Genomic DNA, 17,075 nt, shown 5'->3' on the forward strand with positions numbered 1-17,075 from the left:
GTTAAAAACCGCTATCGCCGGCAAGCGCAAACGCTGCCTGCGCAGCGTTTACGCTGTTTCCTGATTGCGGCCGGCGGCGTCCGCTATTCTTCTTCGTCGCGCTTCAGCCAGTCCCCGCTGGCGATACGCGGTAATCCCGCCACCGAGTGCTTGTAAAGGTAGATCCAGGCGTTGCCCAACGGAGTGGCTATCAGTTCACGCTGATATTCGTGACCGTCCCGCTTTAGCGCATCCAGCTCGGCCAGTATTGACGAACTGATGCGATACACCTCGCAATAAATCTCCCCATTACCGGACACCACCGCCGGATAAAGGCCGAGATCGTACAGCTCGAACCCATCGAGCCGACAATCCCCCAGCCACTGGGCGTTGGTCATCCAGTGACTATTCCCCTGTTTGCGCCGTAAACTGCCGTAGACAATAATTCGCATCGCTAAAACTCGAACTGATAGAGCAGATCTAATGCCTGATCGATACCAGACACCGCTTCCAGGTATAGTTTTGGCATTAAACGATAACGCAGCGTCAACGTTGCCAAAGAATCAAATATGCCAACTCCGTATTTAACCTGCAGGCCGGGAAGGACGTAACCGCTGACCACCACTTGAGAATCGTCGCCAGCGCCTTGTGTATCCAAGGCTAAATTGCTTACGCCAAAAGCCTCGCCGATTTTACCCACAACTTGACCGCTTTGCGCAACCCCTAAACCAATAAGCATTGAGGTCATGGCCGCGCTATCGGCTCCGCTGCTGTCGAGCCCCTCGCCTCTGAGCAGATAGGACAGGGCTTCCTGCTGCGACATGGTCGGCTCGGAGAAAACCTCCAGCTTGGGCGCGCTCGCCGAACCGGTGACGCGGACGCCGGCGGTAACGTCATCCGCCGTATTATCAGGATTACGCACGGCTTCAATATTGAGCAGAGGCTGATCCGCCGGGCCGGAGAACAGCAACTGCCCTTTCTGCACGATAAGATCCTGCCCGTAAGCCTTGAAACGCCCGGAGGGGATATCTATCTGTCCGTTCAGTCCCAGCCCGCGCTCATCCTGCACCATTTTCAGGTCGCCCTGCAAACGCGCCTTGAGTCCATAGGCATCCAGCCGCACGTCATTACCGATGCGAATAGTCAGGTTGCTGTTGATCGGTATGGCGGCGGAGGTCGTCTCCAGCGGCTGACGCTGTTGGTCCAGCATCACCTCGTCCGACGATACCGCCACCGCGCTTTCCGGCAGCTCATTGACCACAATTCTCGCCCAGGGAATACTGACCGAGCCGTTTAACGCGAACACCTGCGGCGTCGCCTCAAATACGATGTCGGGCGAAACGTCCAGCCGCGCCATCGGCGGTACGGTAACCCTGATGCGCTGACCGATGGCCGCGATGCGCGCCCGCCAGGCGTCAGGCTGCGACCAGTCGGCGTTGCCGCCCAGATTTAACTGTCCGTTATCGGTTTTCAGGAATCCCTGCAGCGTCGAGGACATGCCGCTGAAACTCACCGCCAGCCGTCCGTTGGTCAGATCGATCGGCATCCAGCTGCCGTCGACGTCAAGCCGCTCCAGCACCATCTGGCCGAATATCTGCGGACGCTGCGCATCCCCCGCCAGACGCAGATTGGCATTCAGTATGCCGGTGACCTTCTCCCCTTGTTGCAGCACCGGGTTAAGCAGCGCCAGCGAAATATTATTGATGGTGACCGTGCCGCCGAGATTGCGCCTTCCTTGCGGATCGCTAATCTGCACGTCGCCGCTGAAGCGGCCGTTATCGCGGATGGCGATCAGCCAGCCAAGCTGCGCGCGACCGCCATCGATGCCGGCGTTCAGGGTTAAGGTATCAAAAGCGACGGGCAGCGTTTTCCCCTGAACCAGCTGGCGGACATTGACCCCATTGCCCGCCAGCGTCACTTTCGCCTGCGGCAAACTTTGTCCGGCCTGCCAGCTGATATCCGCCCCGCCGCTGAAGGTGCCCGCCAGCTGCGTCTCCTCGCTCAGGAAAGGCTTCAGCATGGCCAAATCAAAGCGGTTCAGACGGATGCTCGCCTGACCGCTCGGCCCGGCCTCAATGGGTCTGGCGACGCAGAGCTCGGCATGGGGATTACGCCAGCAGTGCGCGCCGATGGTGATTTTTTGCTGGGCGTTGAGGTAATCCAGCGCCACGGCCTGCGTCAGCCGCCACTCGCCGACCGGCGTATCGAAACGGGTGTTATTCAGCGTACCGCGCCAACGCTGCGCCTGTCGATCGAAGCTGCCGGAAAGCGCCAACTGCCCCGCTACCGGTTCCCCCGACATATTCAGGCGCAATTGATGCTGCTGCTCGTTGCCGTCGGCATTCAGGGTCAACAGCCCGATATTCAGATCCGCCTGACGCAGTTGCTCCACCCGCAGCGCAATCTGCCCCTGAATCTGCCGTTCGGAGCGCACGTCGGCCTTCAGCGTAACGCGCTGAATCGCCATCTCCTGCCAGCGCAGACCCGACGCCGTGATATCCGCCAGAATCTGCGGCTCACGCAGGTGGCCGCGCAGCTTCAGCGTACCGAGCGCCTGCCCGGCCAGACCGGGCAACAGACCTGTGAGGGCCGGCGCATTGATATCCGCATCCAGCTGCCATTTATCGCTGAGTTCGCCTTTCACGTTGAGCTGATTACGTCCCAGCGCCAGATTAAGGCCGGGTATCTGCCACTGACCGGCGGCATTGCCGCTTAGCTGACCTCTGGCGGTGAGCTTGTTCTGCTTCACGTTGCCGTCCAGACGCAGCTCCGGCACCCGTAACTGCCAACTGCCGCCATACAGGCTGCCGCGGACGGTCACTTTGCCGTCCACTTTCGCCGGCCAGTCGGGCCACTGTTTCGCCGTATTGATGCCGCTCAGCACCAGTTCGCTGCGCCAGCTGACCGCTTTACTCCAGTCCACCACGCCGCTCAGGTCGGCGTTCCCTTGCAGAGCCGACAAACGCAGGCGCTCCAGGTTAAATTGCTGCTCGTTCCCTTTGCCGTCCAGCGACAGCGCGGCGGGCGGCAGATCGGCGCCGCGAATATCGCCGCGCAGCGATAAGGCGTAATCCGTGGCCTTGCCGTTCAGGCGCAACAGCAGATTGTTCACCTGATATTGCGCGTCTCCCGTTAACGGCCAGCGCACCCGCTCGGTTTGCAGCGTCAGCGCCAGCGGCAGGCCCGCCTGCGCCAGCTCGGTCTGCAGCGTGAGCTGCGCCCGCTGCGGGCCGGACAGATTGAGCGCCACGTTCAGCTGTTCACGCAGCCCGCCGTCCAGGGTCAGCTTGAGTTTTTCCCCTTTCAGCGGATCGACGTTCAGCACGCCATTCGCCGTCAGGGAGACCGGCCAGCTCTCGCTCAGGGTGGCCGCTCCGCGCATATTCAGTCCCCCCTGCGGCGACTGAACCACAAACTTCTCCAGGGTAACGCGCTGTTGTTGCGTGGATGCCTGAATCAGCAGATCGGAAATCAGCATCTCCTGGTCACCCGTCAGCCGCAGCTGTTCGCCGTGAATTTCCGCGATATTCACATCCAGCGGCAAGGTGAACGACGGTAAGTCGGGTAATAACGGTTTGGAGAACAGCGCCGCCAGCCGCTCGCCGAGCGGCTGTTCGGGCAAGGCGTCCGTTGCGGCGGCCGGCTTATCGGGCGCCGCTCCGTTATCGCCGGCGACGGAAAGCGTCTTATCTATCTGAATCGGCTGCGTCGTTCCCTTTTCAACCGATTCGCGCACCTCGGCCGCCGTTTGCTTAACCACCGCCGCCACTTCCTGCGCCGTCACTTTTCCGTCTTCCAGCAGGTCGACGGGCGTTTTCGGCAAGGCCACCAGCAGGGCGCTGATTCTGGTCGGCAGCAGCGTCAGACTCCGTTCTTCCCAGCGCATGCCGGTACGGAATTCACCCAGCGACACCGCCGTGCCGTCCACGGTGACCCGCACATTATTCAGGGTCAGCTGACGCAAGGATATCGGAAACGGCGCCGACAGCTCGGTCAGCGGCTCGCCGGGCGGCGCGGGCTCTTCCGCCGCCGGCAGCGATTGGGTATCCACCGCCACATCAATATTCCGCGCCGACAAATCGTTGATGCACAGCTGGCCGCGCCGTAAACACCCCGGCGCCAGCGATAAATGAAACTCGCCCGCCTTAACCGTGACGCCCGGCATTTGATAGCTGACGTTTTTCAGCGTCAGATCGCGCCAGCCGCCGCTGACGCCGGCAATCTCCAGCCCCGGCACCACGCGCGTCGCGCCATTCAGCAACAGATGCAGACCCGGCGTGGTCGCTACCAGCAGCACCACCGCCGTCAGCAATAACAGTAGGAAAGCGATAGTACCGATGGCGATTTTTTTCATCAGGCCCCTTTTATTTATCAGACTCATAGTTCAGGCCCCAATGCGATATAGAACTGCACGTCATTCTTTTCCGCATCGCCAATCGGCGTGGCGATGTCGAGCTTCACCGGACCGATGGGCGAAGCCCAGCGAACGCCGACGCCCGCCCCGGTTTTAAAGTCGCTCTGTTTGATGTCGTTGACGGCCTCGCCCGAATCCACGAAAACGGCGCCCCACCACTTGCCGCTGACGTTGTACTGATACTCCAGCGATCCGGTCGCCAGTTTGGACGCCCCGGTCAGCTTATCTTCGCCGTCGCGCGGCGAGATGGATTTGTACTTGTAACCGCGAATGCTGCGATCGCCCCCGGCGAAGAAACGCAGCGAGGGGGGAACGCGGGAGAAATTGTTGGTTTCAATCCACCCCAGGTTGCCGCGGGCGACAAAACGGTGTTTCTCCGCCAGCGTGCGGATCCACACGTTCTGCGCCTGGAAGATGGTAAAATCGATATCCGATCCCCACAGGGTGTCGGAAACATCGATAGAGTAGCGCTGAGTGTCTCCCCATACCGGCATCAGCCCGCCGCGCTGGCGGGTGCGGTTGATACTCACGCCTGGATAGATCAGCATGGTGGTGTCGGTCACGCTGCCCTGCGTAAAGTGGTCGAGGCTCCAGCGCAGATTGACGGCCCGCTGCCAGCCGCTGGACAAGTCCCAATAACGCGCCACGTTCAGCGTGGTCGAGTCAGACTTCGTATCATTGAGATCTTCACGCTTGAATCCGCCCTGCAACAGGTAATACTGCTCTAACGGGTTCTTCAGTAAAGGAATTTTGTAACTCAGATCGAGCGACTGCTCCGGCGCGGAGACGCTGAGGCTGCTCTCCAGACTGTGTCCGCGGGAATTAAGCCAGGGTTTATTCCAGGTGGTTTTGAAACGCGGTCCGACGTCGGTGGCATACCCCACCCCGGTCTCTATGCGGTTGCGGGTGCGCGGCGTCACCACCGCATCCAGCGGCAGGACTTTGCTTTCCTTCGACTGGCTGAAATCAGGCGCGACAACCACCGAGTTAAACCAGCCGGTTGCCGACAGGCGGCGGTTCAATTCGCCCAGGTTTTCACTGCTGTACGGCTCGCCATCACCAAACGGCACCAGGTTTTGCAGGTAATCATCGCGGATTTGCGATCCCTGGAATTTAACCTCGCCAAAACGGTAGCGTTCGCCGCTGTCAAAATCGATATCCCAGAAAGCCTGGCGTTCTTCCTGAATGACGCCTAACCGGCTCAGCAGAAAATGGGCGTCGAAATACCCTTTACGCAGGGACAAACTATTCAACGAATTTTTAAAGCGGTCATAGTCCCCGTGATTCAGCACCGCGCCGCGTTCGGGCGTGCCCTCCCGCAGCAGTTGCTGATAGTCCTGGTCCTCGCGGGAGCCGCCGCGCAGCACAACGTTCACATCGGCTATTTTCACCGGTTCGCCGGGCGTCACGCTGGCAATCAGCACCGGACGTCCGCCGTTGACCGCCGGGCGGAACTCAAAAGCGATTTGCGGATCGTAATAACCCAGCGCGCGTAATCCCTGCCGGATGGCGTCATCGACCCGATTGCGAAAGCGCCCGTCGGCATTGACTTCATCGACGGCGATGGTGGATAAGCGTATCCGTACGTTCTTTTGCAGCTCGCCTTGCAGGCCGACGACCTGCAGACGCACATTGGCGGCGACGCTCTCGAAAGGAAATAGCAGTATGCACAACAAACCCAAAGCAGGGCAACGTGGCGGGCAGAAGCCCAATAGGCTGGTTTTTGGTCCTGTAAAAATAGTCACTTAGCTTCCTGATCGCATCGTTCTGTCACATCCAATCCATAGCACCGTTTATGACATGGCGTTGTGCCGGCAAACACCCGTACCCCCCTCCTCGCCGACCGCCACGGGGCGACGGAGGCAGTCGTCGATAATGAAGGTTCGTCATAAACCTGCGGGAAATATTGATAATTCCCTTTAGCTATAGATTTTAACCTGTAAATTCTAAATTGCAGCGTTCCGCATATACATAACCTTAACATTAAACAGTTCGGTGCGATAAAGACAGGCCGAGACTTCTCGGTTATGCTCAAAAAGATAAGGTTGATTATGATGTCGGGAGAACAAAAGTGGTAGACAACGTGGATAAAACACAGCGCATCAAGCCGTCCGAGACGCTGCCCGGACGCATCACGCCGATGCCGGTCGCCAGACTGCATGCCGTGAGCGAACACTCCATGACCCATGTTCCGGACAATATGGAGGTGGCTCTGTTTGCCATGGGATGTTTCTGGGGCGCCGAGCGCCTTTTCTGGCAGCTACCCGGCGTCTATAGCACCGCCGCGGGCTATACCGGGGGCTATACCCCCAATCCCACCTACCGCGAAGTTTGCAGCGGGAAAACCGACCATGCCGAAGCGGTGCGCGTCGTCTTTGATCCCGCGGTAATCAGCTATTCCCAGCTATTGCAATACTTCTGGGAAAATCACGATCCCGCACAGGGGATGCGCCAGGGCGGGGATATCGGCACCCAGTACCGCTCGGCCATCTATACGCTGACGCCGGAGCAGGAACAGGCGGCGCAAGAGAGCCGCCAGCGCTTCCAGCAGGCGATGAAAGAGAGCGGCGATAGCCGCGCCATCAGCACCGAAATCGTTCCCGCCGGCCCGTTCTATTATGCGGAGGATGAACACCAGCAATACCTGCATAAAAATCCGTACGGCTACTGCGGCCTGGGCGGCATTGGCGTCTGCCTGCCCCCGCAGCGTTGAGATCTGGCGGTAATTTCACCGCTCCTGTTATAATGCCCCGTTATTAAAATGATTTGGGCCGACTCCCGGCCCTGTTAACGGCTTACTGTGCGTTATTTGAAATGATTTGCCTTTCTGAGGATCGCCTTTCCCCGTTCCGGGCCAAAGCGAAAATACTATGTTAAACAGTCTACTCATTATTATCGTCCTTATCGCCATCAGCGCGTTTTTCGCCCTTTCGGAAATATCGCTGGCGGCGTCCCGTAAAATAAAACTCAAGCTGCTGGCTGACGAGGGAAACCTCAACGCCGATATGGTGTTGAAATTCCAGGAAACGCCGGGGATCTTCTTTACTGTGATTCAGATAGGCGTCAACGCGGTCGCCATTCTGGCCGGGGTTATCGGCGACGCCGCCTTTTCCCCCACTTTCTCCCTGCTGTTTGAGCAATTCATGTCGCCGGAGGCCGCCGACAAAGTCAGCTTTGTCTGTTCGTTCGTGCTGGTCACCAGCCTGTTTATCCTGTTTGGCGATCTCACGCCGAAACGCATTGGTATGATTGCCCCTGAGGCCGTTGCCATCCGCATTATCAACCCCATGCGCTTCTGTCTGTTCGTTTTCCGCCCGCTGGTATGGCTGTTTAACGGCCTGGCGAACGTGATTTTCCGGCTGCTTAAATTGCCGATGGTGCGTAAGGACGACATCACCTCCGACGATATCTACGCGGTGGTGGAAGCCGGCGCGCTGGCGGGGGTGCTGCGCAAACAGGAACACGAGCTGATCGAAAACGTGTTTGAACTGGAGTCGCGCACCGTGCCCTCCTCCATGACCTCGCGCGAAAGCGTGGTGTTTTTCGATCTGCATGAAGAAGAAGCGCACATCAAGGAGAAGATTGCCCAGCAGCCGCACTCTAAATTCCTGGTGTGCGACGGCCACATCGATCAGATTATCGGCTATGTCGATTCCAAAGACCTGCTGATCCGGGTGCTGGGCAACCAGAGCCTGGAGTTGCACAGCGGCGTGCAGATCCGCCCGGCGCTGATCGTGCCGGACACCTTAACGCTCTCCGAAGCGCTGGAAAGCTTTAAAACCGCCGGAGAGGATTTCGCCGTCATCCTCAACGAGTATGCCCTGGTGGTGGGAATCATTACCCTCAACGATGTGATGACCACACTAATGGGTGATTTGATTGGTCAGGGGCAGGAAGAACAGATCGTCGCCCGTGATGAAAATTCCTGGCTGATAGAAGGCGGTACGCCGATAGAGGATGTGATGCGCGCGCTGTGCATCGACGACTTCCCCCACTCCGGCAATTATGAAACCATCGGCGGGTTTATGATGTACACCCTGCGTAAAATCCCCAAACGCACCGATTTCGTGCGCTTTTCCGGCTTCAAATTTGAAGTGGTGGACATCGATAGCTATAAAATCGATCAGCTGCTGGTCACCCGTCTGGAAGATAAACCTGCGGCCGGCGCTGTGAAAAAAGATTAGAAAAAATAATAGCTTGCAGATAAACCTTCGTGGCCTGACCCAACCCTCCCCGTTCTCAGGGGAGGAGTTAGCGCCTGTGCTGTCAGCCCATCTCGGCCTGTAGCCTGATGACCTGCCGGTTGACCTCGGACATCACCAGCAGATGCTGTTTGTCCTGCGTCTTCGGCAATAAGATTTTGCCGTAATCGAATTCAAAAGCGCCGACGCCTTTAATGTACAGCCGTCCGCGAAACAGTGTCTTCACATACTTGGCGACCTTCATCGGGTTGTAACGTTCGAAGATCCTCATCATTTTTTACTCTCCTCCCGTTTTATTTTTCTACGCTCTTTCCATCACCGAAGCAGCTATAGGGTCAGAGCGTTACGGATACTGATAGTTAGTGTAGTGAAACGGCATTTAGTTCCTCCTCAATCAGTATTCTTCACTGCTTTTACAGATTTTTACAGAACAGACTTTACGCATTCCACTTACCATCAGTATAAACCTTCAAAAGATAGGTGTTTGTGCGCTCCGGCACAGGCGGCTAATTTACTTAATCAAGATGACAAAATAACGACGGTCGGCAATAGCGTTCGGTGCATAAGAAAGGGGCGTGTTGTGAAAGCAGGAAATCGTTAAAACGCGGGAAGTGCAGCAGGTTGCGCCCTGCTGCATCAATCGGAAAATGAAAAACAGAAAAACTCAGAACAGCGATACGCGGAAACCGGGGTTGAGGAACGATTCCCGCGGCGTATAAGACAGGTCTTTTCCCTGCCAGTCATGAACCTGCGCGCCGGCGGCGATGGCAACCGCATGGCCGGCCGCCGTATCCCAGACGTTGGTGGGTCCGAAACGGGGATAAAGCTGCGCCTTTCCTTCCGCCACCAGACAAAATTTCAGCGACGATCCGATGGCAACCGTCTGATGCTCGCCCAACTGGCTGAGATAATCTTTCAGCTCCTGATCCGCATGGGAACGGCTCACCACCACCAGCGGCGGACGCGCGTCATGCACATTGATTTGCCGGCGTTGCCCTTTTTCCTCTTTCCACGCTTTCCCCTGCGCGGCGGCGTACATTACGTCGGTAACCGGGACATAGACCACGCCCAGCACCGGCTGCCCCTTTTCAATCAGCGCAATGTTCACCGTAAACTCGCCGTTGCGGCTGAGGAACTCTTTGGTGCCGTCGAGCGGATCGACCAGCCAGTAGCGTTGCCAGTGCCGACGTTCCGACCACTGTGGGGGATCCTCTTCAGACAGTAACGGAATATCCGGAAATGCCGCCGCCAGTCCTTCCTTAATGACCCGATGCGCCGCCAGATCGGCCGCCGTCACCGGCGAATCATCTTTCTTATGCGCCACCTCAACGGGCTGATGCCCCTCATAAACCCGCATAATGGCGGCGCCAGCATCTCGTGCCAGTTGGCAAATAGGTTCTAGCATTTTCTACCTCGTCGTTACCGGTTATGCAGCGAAACGGATAATCACCGCGTCACATAGGCTTCATCCATATCATTATACAACGGGGATTTAAGGAGACACGCATCGGCACGTCCATTACCGGGAAATAGCGTCGTCCAGCTCGCGCGATGATTCATCGAATTTTTTCTGTGACGACAGCACGCGATCCATATTTTGCTCAGCCCAGTAGGTCAGCTCGGCAATGGGCTTGGCCAAGGTTTTTCCCAGTGCCGTCGATGAGTATTCAACGGTGACGGGAACGGAGGGGAAAACCCGGCGTTCCACAAAGCCGTCGCGCACCAGATTCTTCAGCGTCTGCGACAGGACCTTTTGCGAGATCCCTTCCACATCGCGTTTTAACTGGTTAAAGCGCATAGGCCGCTCAACCAGAATATTCAGAATCAGTAGCGTCCATTTATCCGCCACCCGGTCCAGAATCATGCGCGCCGGGCAATGCTGCGCATAAACATTGTAAGGTTTTTTCATTCGCTGGCTTCCGTCGCGGTTACCTTGAGGATACCTAATAACTTAAAAGTGCTTTCTTAACAGAATCATGAGACTCCGCTATAGTCGTCATATTATAGAGTCAGTATCCATAAGAAAGCACGTATCGCCATGATGGATTTTATCGTCGTGATGTCGGCGTGCATCTCATTCAAACACAGAAAGCACGAGGCTTGTTATGTCAAAAACTGTTGTGATCTATCATTCCGGCTACGGCCACACCCAACGTCTGGCTGATGCCGTTGCGCAAGGCGCCGGCGCCGAAGTGATCGCCATTGACGCGGAAGGCAATATCGCTGACGCGGATTGGGATAAACTGGCTGACGCCGACGCCATTATTTTCGGCACGCCGACCTATATGGGCGGCCCGTCCTGGCAGTTCAAGAAATTCGCCGACGCCAGCTCCAAACCCTGGTTTGCCGGCAAGTGGAAGGATAAAGTATTCGGCGGCTTTACCAACAGCGCCAGCCTGAACGGCGACAAGCAGGTTACGCTGATCTATCTGCAAACCCTGGCTTCGCAGCACGGCGGGATTTGGGTCAGCCTCGGCATACTGCCGGCGAATACCAAAGCCGCCACGCGTAACGATATCAATAACCTCGGCGCGTCGGTCGGCCTGCTGGCGCAAACGCCGTCCGATGCCAGCGTGGATGAAGTGGTCGCCGGCGATCTGGCCACCGGGGAACTGTACGGTCAGCGCGTGGCGGAGATCGCCGCGAAGCTGGCAAAATAATCTCCGGCCGCCCCCACCCCAACCCTCCCCTTCGCAGGGGAGGGAGTCGATCCAGCATCCTGGCAAGAGGCTCCCTTCGCAGGGAGGGAGCCAGTTTAGCCGATCAGTGCCGGAACTGGCCGGGGCCGGGACCGTGGCGATCCGGACCGTGACCGCGTTCGGGACCTCGTCCATGGCGGTAATCACGGCGCGGGCCGCGGTCGTCCATATGCCGTGGGCCACGGTGATGGCGATTGTCGAAATGCCGCGGCCCGCGCTGATATTCACGCCACCAGCCGGGGTCACGCCAGCGCCAGCCATCCCAATAGTAGCCGTGGCGGTTACGTTCGCCACGGTGATAGCCCCGGTATTCCCGCCACCAGCGCTCGCTGCGCCAGTCATAGCCATCCCAGTAATAGCCGCGCCGATCGCGATCGCCGATATTCAGCGTCACGCCGGGCAGGATATCGATGCTGACGCCGCCGGCCTCTGCCGCCGGCGTCAAGGCGAACATGCCGACCAACAGGGTACTGACTAACAGTGGCTTAAACATAGGGTCACTCCTTCCTTGCCGCTGCTGCGGATGGCAAAGATATACGGGGAATGCTTCATCGCCACTATCAGATAAATACCCATTTGCACGGATTTACAGTTCTTAACGATTGGCACAGGATTAGCGCCGGCCATGATGGAAAAAATTTTGCTGCACCTTATCCAGTGCATTCTATTAACAACTCCCCTTTCTTATGCTCATTAACCGCGCCGGCGAAAATAAACGAATAGGGATATTTTATAAATAACCACAAGTTAGCCGCCTGACGCCGCCGCCGGGAAAACCGCACGAAATTTGTGCAGCCGCGCTCAATGACAGTGCGAGGCCATATGTTTTTACTATATGATTTATATTGGAAAATTAGCCGTTGACAGCGCTTTGATTTGCTTTTTATAGTGATGTCAACTCTCCGCAAAACCGCCAATGACGTCGGTTTGTGGTGCAGGCAATAGAGCCCATGCAAGGTCTTAAGACTATGCCGGGCTCTTTTTTTTTGCTTATTTCCAGACCAACGCCAGGGGTATTTATGTCCAGAACAACAGGTAATTACGCCGCGCTGACGCTTGCGATCGCCTCCGCCTTTGCCGTGACCTTTTCAGGTATGGCGGCCGCAGCGGATAAACCGATAAAAATCGGCTTATTGGAAGATGCTTCCGGTAATTTTGCGCTGCCGGTTATTCCCAAGATCCATGCAACCGAATTAGCTGTCGAAGAAATCAATGCCAAGGGCGGTATTCTTGGCCGTCAGGTCGAATTGGTAAAATACGATACGCAATCCGACAATACCCGTTTTCAGCAGATGGCCCGCCGGTTAATCCGCACCGATAAGGTCGACGTTATTTTCGGCGCCTTTTCCAGCGCGTCGCGCGAAGCCATCCGGCCGATCATGGATCGGGAAAAACAGCTCTACTGGTACAACAACCAGTATGAGGGCGGCGTATGCGATAGCAACGTTTTCGTGACCGGCGCCGTCCCCGAGCAGCAGTTTTCCACCCTTATCCCCTGGATGATGGAAAAATACGGCAACAAGGTTTACACCATCGCCGCCGACTATAACTTCGGCCAGATTTCAGCGGAGTGGGTGCGCAAGATTGTCGAAGAGAACGGCGGCACCATGGTCGGCGAGGAGTTTATCCCGCTCAGCGTCTCCCAGTTCGGACAAACCATTCAGAATATCCAGCAGGCCAAACCCGACTTTGTGATGACCCTGCTGGTGGGCACCAACCAGTCCTCCTATTACGAGCAGGCGGCGGCGGCAAAGCTTAATCTGCCGATGGCCAGCTCCGTCAACGTGGCGCAGGCCTACGAACATAAACGCTTCAAGGCGCCCGCGCTGAAAGATATGTACATTACCGCCAATTACATGGAGGAAGTGGATACGCCGGCCAGCAATGACTTTAAGCAGCGTTTCCGCGCCAAATTCCCCAATGAGCCCTACATCAACCAGGAAGCGGCCAACGCCTACGATGCCGTCTATCTGTACAAACTGGCGGTCGAACGCGCCAGCAGCACCGATCAGGTCGCGGTGCGCAAGGCGCTGGAAAGCGGGGATATCTGTACCGACGGCCCGTCCGGCAAGGTCTGTATCGATCCTAAAAGCCATCACCTGAGCCATACCATCTATCTGGCCCACGTCAAAGAAGATCACTCCGTCGAGATTCCCAAGGTCTGGCCCGACATCAAGCCTTACTGGCTGGGCGAGGCGGGCTGTAATCTGCCGGTGAAACCGGATACCAGCCAGTACACGCCGTCCAATCCGCCCAAGCCATAACCCGGCGGCTTACGGTCGGGGAAGCGCCGGTCACACGGCGCTCCCCCGGTGTTATCCCTTTCTGACGGTGTCGCGCAGGGCACTAAGGATTTTCAGCAGATGCTCTCCTTTCTTTATTCGGTGATTTATCAGTTCGGAGACAACTTTGCCTATCTGGTGCTCGCGGCGCTGGGACTGGCGGTGATCTTCGGCATGATGGGGGTCATCAATCTGGCGCATGGCGAATTCATCATGTGCGGCGCCTACGTCACCATCTCACTGAACAAATCCGGTCTGCCGCTGCCGTTGGCGATGCTGGCCGGTTCGCTGGCCGCCGCGTTCGCCGGCGGGGTCATCGAGCGGCTGGTGGTGCGTCATCTGTACCACCGGCTGTATGACTCGGTGGTGGCGACCTGGGCGATCAGCCTGATCGTGCAGCAAAGCATGCTGCTGCTGGCCGGCCCGTCGCTGGAGGGGCTGTCCACGCCTTTTGGCTCCTTTACGCTGGGCGGCTACTCCTTCGCCACCTACCGGGCGCTGTTGCCGCTGTTCGCCATCGCCATCCTGCTGCTGTTGTACTGGCTGTTCTTCCATACCAATTACGGCGTCTGCGCCCGGGCCACCATCCAGAATGCCCGCATGGCGGCCTGTCTGGGACTGGAAACCGACCGTCTCTATACCCAGACGTTCGCGCTGGGCGCCGGACTGGCCGGGCTGGCGGGCGCCATCTACGCGCCGACGCTCACCGCCGTACCCACCATGGGCAGCAGCTTTATCGTCCAGGCCTTTGTTTCCGTGGTGGTGGGCGGCGCCAACGTGCTGGTCGGCACCATTCCCGCCGCCATGACGCTGGGGGCGATCCAGACCGGACTGAACGCCTGGTACGGGCAACTGGCCGGACAAATCGGTCTGCTACTTACCGCCATGCTGGTCATCCGCCTGCTGCCGAACGGTGTGGGCAGCCTGTTTACCCGTCATCGCTAGGAGCCGACCGTGACCTCATCATCCATCCGTTTATCTATCAGCCCGGCGGGGAAACGCCCGCTGGCGCCGTGGGCCGGCGGCCTTATCCTGCTGGCCGCCCTGCTGTTGCCGCTGGGCGTCGACAGCGGCACCATCGGGGATTTCGCCTATTTCCTGCTGTGGACCTTCTGCGCCATCGGGCTGGCCGCCATGTGGGGCCACGGCGGGATCCTCTCCTTCGGCCAGACCGCCTTTTTCGGGCTGGCCGGCTACGCCTACGGCGTGTTGACGCTGAATTTCGGCGACGGCGCGCTCGCCACCTGGTCGGGATTGCTGCTGGCGCTGCTGCTGGCGGCGGCCGTTGCCGCCGCGCTCGGTTACCTGATGTTTTACGGCGGCGTGACCGGTATTTTCATCGGCATCGTCACGCTCTCTTTCACCCTGGTGCTGGAAACCTTTATGTCGCAGACCGCCGGGCCGCAGTGGACCATCGGCAGCGCCCGGCTGAACGGATTCAACGGCATGTCCGGCATGCCGCCGCTCTCGCTGCCCGGCGTTGACGGCGAACTGCTGGTGCTGGAAGGCAACGCCTTTTACTACCTGATTATCGTACTGCTGGCGCTGACCTATTGGGGCGTGCGGCGTTTATTACGCTCCGGCTTCGGCCTGACGCTGGCCTCCATCCGCGAGAATCCGCGCCGGGCGGAAATGCTGGGGATCGATATCCGCCGCTATCAGCTGCTGGTTTTCGTGCTGGGGGGCGTGCTGTCGGGGCTGTCCGGCGTGCTCTACACCCTGTGGGGGTCGTATATCACGCCCTCGTCCATGGGGCTGACCGCCGCGGCCATGCCGGTTATCTGGGTCGCCACCGCCGGGCGTAAAAATATCTTCGGCACCATCGTCATTACCGCCCTGCTGGTCTGGCTCTCCCAGTGGCTGGCGGTTTACGGCAGCGAATACGCCATGATCCTGCTGGGCGCCATCCTGCTGTTTGTGGTGCTGGCCGCCCCCAACGGCGTCCTGCCCTGGCTGGGCGACAGGATACGCCGGCTGATGCCGTCCGAACGCAACGCGGAGGACTCATGATGACGCAAGAGATCATTCTGGAAACGCAGGGGCTGGGTAAACGCTTCGGCGGCGCGCAGGTCATCAATCAGGTGGATATGCAGATCCGTCGGGGGGAAATCCGCTGCGTCATCGGTCCCAACGGGGCGGGGAAAAGCACCTTCTTCAAGCTGCTGACCGGCGAGCACGCGCCGAGCAGCGGCGAGATCCGCTTTTTCGGCCGGCGCCTTAATTCGCTGTCGCCGTTTCAGCGTATTCGCATGGGGATGAGCATCAAGTTCCAGATCCCCGGCATTTTTCCCGATCTGAGCGTCGAACAGCACCTGCAGCTCTCCCTGCGCCATCTGCGGCCGGAAGTCCGCCACCAGCCGGAGAGTATCGATGCCCTGCTGCAACGCTTCAACCTGACCGGGGAATATCGCCAGTTGGCCGGCAACCTGTCCCATGGCAAAAAGCAGTGGCTTGAAATCGCCATGGCGGTTTCGCTGCAGCCCGTCCTGCTGATGCTGGACGAGCCGGTCGCCGGGCTGTCGGTGGAGGAAACCTATCTGACCGGCGAACTGATTAAACAGATGCGGCAGGACGGTCTGACGCTGGTGGTGGTGGAGCACGATATGACCTTTATCCGCCAGATTGCCTCCAGGGTGACGGTACTGCACGGGGGGCGGGTCTTTGCCGACGGGGAAGCCGAAGCGGTACTGGCCCAGGACGATGTAGCGGATATCTATTTGGGGAAAGCCGGATGAGCGACGACGTATTACTGCAGGTTAATGACATTACCGGCGGCTATGGCGGCGGGCTGGTGCTGAACGGCGCCACCTTCCAGCTGCATACCGCGGAAGTGCTGGGGGTGATCGGCCGCAACGGCGTGGGGAAAACCACCCTGATGCGTTCGCTGATAGGCGCCGTTCCCGTCAGCCGGGGCCGTATTCTGCTGGGAGAGACGGAGATCACCCACGCCACGCCGCAGCGCCGCGCCCGGTTGGGCATCGGCTATGTGCCGCAGGGGCGCGAAGTGTTCTCCGGACTGACGGTGGCGGAGAATTTGCAGGTGGGGATGCAGTTCGTGCGCGAACACCGGGAATTCGCCAGCGACCTGCTGGCGCGGGTGCTGGACTACTTTCCCATCCTGCGCCAGCGGCTGAAGCAAAAGGCGGGCACCATGAGCGGCGGCGAGCAGCAGCAACTGGCGATAGCCAGGGCGCTGGTCGGCGCGCCGAAAGTCCTGCTGCTGGATGAGCCGTCGGAGGGCGTACAGCCCTCCATCGTCAACATTATCGCCGACACGCTGACGCGCATCGCCCGCGAACTGCGGGTCGCCGTTATTCTGGTGGAACAGGATATCGCCATGATCCAACGGGCCGCCCAGCGCTGCTGCGTGATGGATAAAGGCCGGGTGGTCGACATCCTGGACCAGCGGCAACTGTCGGACGATCTGCTGATGCGCCGCCATCTGGCGCTGTGACCCTGACCCGCGCCGCACAGGCGGCGCGATACCCTTTTTCGCACA

At 58.6% G+C, this 17,075-nt stretch carries 15 protein-coding genes; 8 read left to right on the forward strand and 7 right to left on the reverse strand.

The annotated features are described in order from the left end of the window. Positions 1-83: 83 nt before the first annotated feature. The 3 genes from MFP24_RS03545 to tamA are packed head-to-tail and all read right to left on the reverse strand — an operon-like array spanning position 84 to position 6,138. Entirely contained in the window at positions 84-431 is a 348-nt protein-coding gene (locus MFP24_RS03545) for a gamma-glutamylcyclotransferase family protein (RefSeq protein ID WP_249229220.1), read from the reverse strand. A 2-nt stretch (positions 432-433) separates the two neighbouring features. Continuing rightward, on the reverse strand, positions 434-4,333 hold the full coding sequence (gene tamB / locus MFP24_RS03550) for an autotransporter assembly complex protein TamB (protein WP_249229219.1): 3,900 nt from the start codon (positions 4,331-4,333) through the stop codon (positions 434-436). Positions 4,334-4,356: 23 nt separating this feature from the next. After that, positions 4,357-6,138: an autotransporter assembly complex protein TamA gene (tamA, locus tag MFP24_RS03555; RefSeq protein ID WP_407061972.1), complete on the reverse strand. Its 1,782-nt coding sequence runs from the start codon at positions 6,136-6,138 to the stop codon at positions 4,357-4,359. 326 nt (positions 6,139-6,464) lie between these two features. On the opposite strand from tamA, the gene msrA reads away from it, so the two are divergent. Next, positions 6,465-7,106: a peptide-methionine (S)-S-oxide reductase MsrA gene (gene msrA / locus MFP24_RS03560; RefSeq protein WP_249229218.1), complete on the forward strand. Its 642-nt coding sequence runs from the start codon at positions 6,465-6,467 to the stop codon at positions 7,104-7,106. A gap of 157 nt (positions 7,107-7,263) precedes the next feature. Beyond that, positions 7,264-8,577, forward strand: a complete 1,314-nt coding sequence (gene paeA, locus MFP24_RS03565; RefSeq protein ID WP_249229217.1) for a polyamine export protein PaeA — start codon at positions 7,264-7,266, stop codon at positions 8,575-8,577. An 82-nt stretch (positions 8,578-8,659) separates the two neighbouring features. On the opposite strand, the gene MFP24_RS03570 is transcribed toward paeA, so the two are convergent. The 3 genes from MFP24_RS03570 to MFP24_RS03580 form a co-directional block, all read right to left on the reverse strand. Further along, positions 8,660-8,866, reverse strand: coding sequence for a DUF1107 domain-containing protein (locus MFP24_RS03570; protein ID WP_249229272.1), 207 nt, complete (start codon positions 8,864-8,866; stop codon positions 8,660-8,662). 393 nt (positions 8,867-9,259) lie between these two features. Beyond that, on the reverse strand, positions 9,260-10,000 hold the full coding sequence (gene cysQ / locus MFP24_RS03575) for a 3'(2'),5'-bisphosphate nucleotidase CysQ (RefSeq protein ID WP_249229216.1): 741 nt from the start codon (positions 9,998-10,000) through the stop codon (positions 9,260-9,262). A gap of 114 nt (positions 10,001-10,114) precedes the next feature. After that, positions 10,115-10,504 carry a winged helix-turn-helix transcriptional regulator gene (locus MFP24_RS03580; protein ID WP_249229215.1) on the reverse strand — a complete coding sequence of 130 codons (390 nt, stop codon included), beginning with the start codon at positions 10,502-10,504 and terminating at the stop codon, positions 10,115-10,117. Between the two features lie 196 nt (positions 10,505-10,700). On the opposite strand from MFP24_RS03580, the gene MFP24_RS03585 reads away from it, so the two are divergent. After that, positions 10,701-11,255 (forward strand): flavodoxin family protein, encoded by a 555-nt coding sequence (locus MFP24_RS03585; protein ID WP_249229214.1) that lies wholly within the window; start codon positions 10,701-10,703, stop codon positions 11,253-11,255. Between the two features lie 103 nt (positions 11,256-11,358). Here MFP24_RS03585 and MFP24_RS03590 read toward each other — a convergent pair whose 3' ends face one another. Continuing rightward, positions 11,359-11,787 carry a DUF2502 domain-containing protein gene (locus MFP24_RS03590; protein ID WP_249229213.1) on the reverse strand — a complete coding sequence of 143 codons (429 nt, stop codon included), beginning with the start codon at positions 11,785-11,787 and terminating at the stop codon, positions 11,359-11,361. A gap of 601 nt (positions 11,788-12,388) precedes the next feature. Between MFP24_RS03590 and MFP24_RS03595 the strand changes: the two genes are divergently transcribed. The 5 genes from MFP24_RS03595 to MFP24_RS03615 all read left to right on the forward strand — a co-directional run bounded on the left by MFP24_RS03595 (position 12,389) and on the right by MFP24_RS03615 (position 17,030). Continuing rightward, the gene (locus MFP24_RS03595) at positions 12,389-13,558 is read left to right on the forward strand and encodes an urea ABC transporter substrate-binding protein (RefSeq protein ID WP_249229271.1); all 1,170 of its coding nucleotides are present in this window, start codon (positions 12,389-12,391) and stop codon (positions 13,556-13,558) included. A 99-nt stretch (positions 13,559-13,657) separates the two neighbouring features. Further along, positions 13,658-14,521: an ABC transporter permease subunit gene (locus MFP24_RS03600; protein WP_009111567.1), complete on the forward strand. Its 864-nt coding sequence runs from the start codon at positions 13,658-13,660 to the stop codon at positions 14,519-14,521. 36 nt (positions 14,522-14,557) lie between these two features. Then, positions 14,558-15,586 carry a branched-chain amino acid ABC transporter permease gene (locus MFP24_RS03605; protein WP_407061974.1) on the forward strand — a complete coding sequence of 343 codons (1,029 nt, stop codon included), beginning with the start codon at positions 14,558-14,560 and terminating at the stop codon, positions 15,584-15,586. Next, on the forward strand, positions 15,583-16,311 hold the full coding sequence (locus tag MFP24_RS03610) for an ABC transporter ATP-binding protein (RefSeq protein ID WP_249229212.1): 729 nt from the start codon (positions 15,583-15,585) through the stop codon (positions 16,309-16,311). The genes MFP24_RS03605 and MFP24_RS03610 overlap by 4 nt, the downstream gene beginning before the upstream one ends. Further along, on the forward strand, positions 16,308-17,030 hold the full coding sequence (locus MFP24_RS03615) for an ABC transporter ATP-binding protein (protein WP_249229211.1): 723 nt from the start codon (positions 16,308-16,310) through the stop codon (positions 17,028-17,030). The genes MFP24_RS03610 and MFP24_RS03615 overlap by 4 nt, the downstream gene beginning before the upstream one ends. Positions 17,031-17,075 lie beyond the last annotated feature (45 nt).

The sequence above is a fragment of the Brenneria tiliae genome (genome assembly GCF_023347575.1).
GTDB classification, from domain to species: Bacteria; Pseudomonadota; Gammaproteobacteria; order Enterobacterales; family Enterobacteriaceae; genus Brenneria; species Brenneria corticis.

Excerpts from the sequence above, each read along its gene's own strand:
- tamB (WP_249229219.1), bottom strand. The coding sequence starts at position 4,333 with ATGAAAAAAATCGCCATCGGTACTATCGCTTTCCTACTGTTATTGCTG.
- MFP24_RS03545 (WP_249229220.1), bottom strand. The coding sequence starts at position 431 with ATGCGAATTATTGTCTACGGCAGTTTACGGCGCAAACAGGGGAATAGT.
- MFP24_RS03600 (WP_009111567.1), top strand. The coding sequence starts at position 13,658 with ATGCTCTCCTTTCTTTATTCGGTGATTTATCAGTTCGGAGACAACTTT.
- MFP24_RS03580 (WP_249229215.1), bottom strand. The coding sequence starts at position 10,504 with ATGAAAAAACCTTACAATGTTTATGCGCAGCATTGCCCGGCGCGCATG.
- MFP24_RS03595 (WP_249229271.1), top strand. The coding sequence starts at position 12,389 with ATGGCGGCCGCAGCGGATAAACCGATAAAAATCGGCTTATTGGAAGAT.
- MFP24_RS03570 (WP_249229272.1), bottom strand. The coding sequence starts at position 8,866 with ATGAGGATCTTCGAACGTTACAACCCGATGAAGGTCGCCAAGTATGTG.
- MFP24_RS03590 (WP_249229213.1), bottom strand. The coding sequence starts at position 11,787 with ATGTTTAAGCCACTGTTAGTCAGTACCCTGTTGGTCGGCATGTTCGCC.
- MFP24_RS03585 (WP_249229214.1), top strand. The coding sequence starts at position 10,701 with ATGTCAAAAACTGTTGTGATCTATCATTCCGGCTACGGCCACACCCAA.
- paeA (WP_249229217.1), top strand. The coding sequence starts at position 7,264 with ATGTTAAACAGTCTACTCATTATTATCGTCCTTATCGCCATCAGCGCG.
- MFP24_RS03610 (WP_249229212.1), top strand. The coding sequence starts at position 15,583 with ATGATGACGCAAGAGATCATTCTGGAAACGCAGGGGCTGGGTAAACGC.
- cysQ (WP_249229216.1), bottom strand. The coding sequence starts at position 10,000 with ATGCTAGAACCTATTTGCCAACTGGCACGAGATGCTGGCGCCGCCATT.
- MFP24_RS03615 (WP_249229211.1), top strand. The coding sequence starts at position 16,308 with ATGAGCGACGACGTATTACTGCAGGTTAATGACATTACCGGCGGCTAT.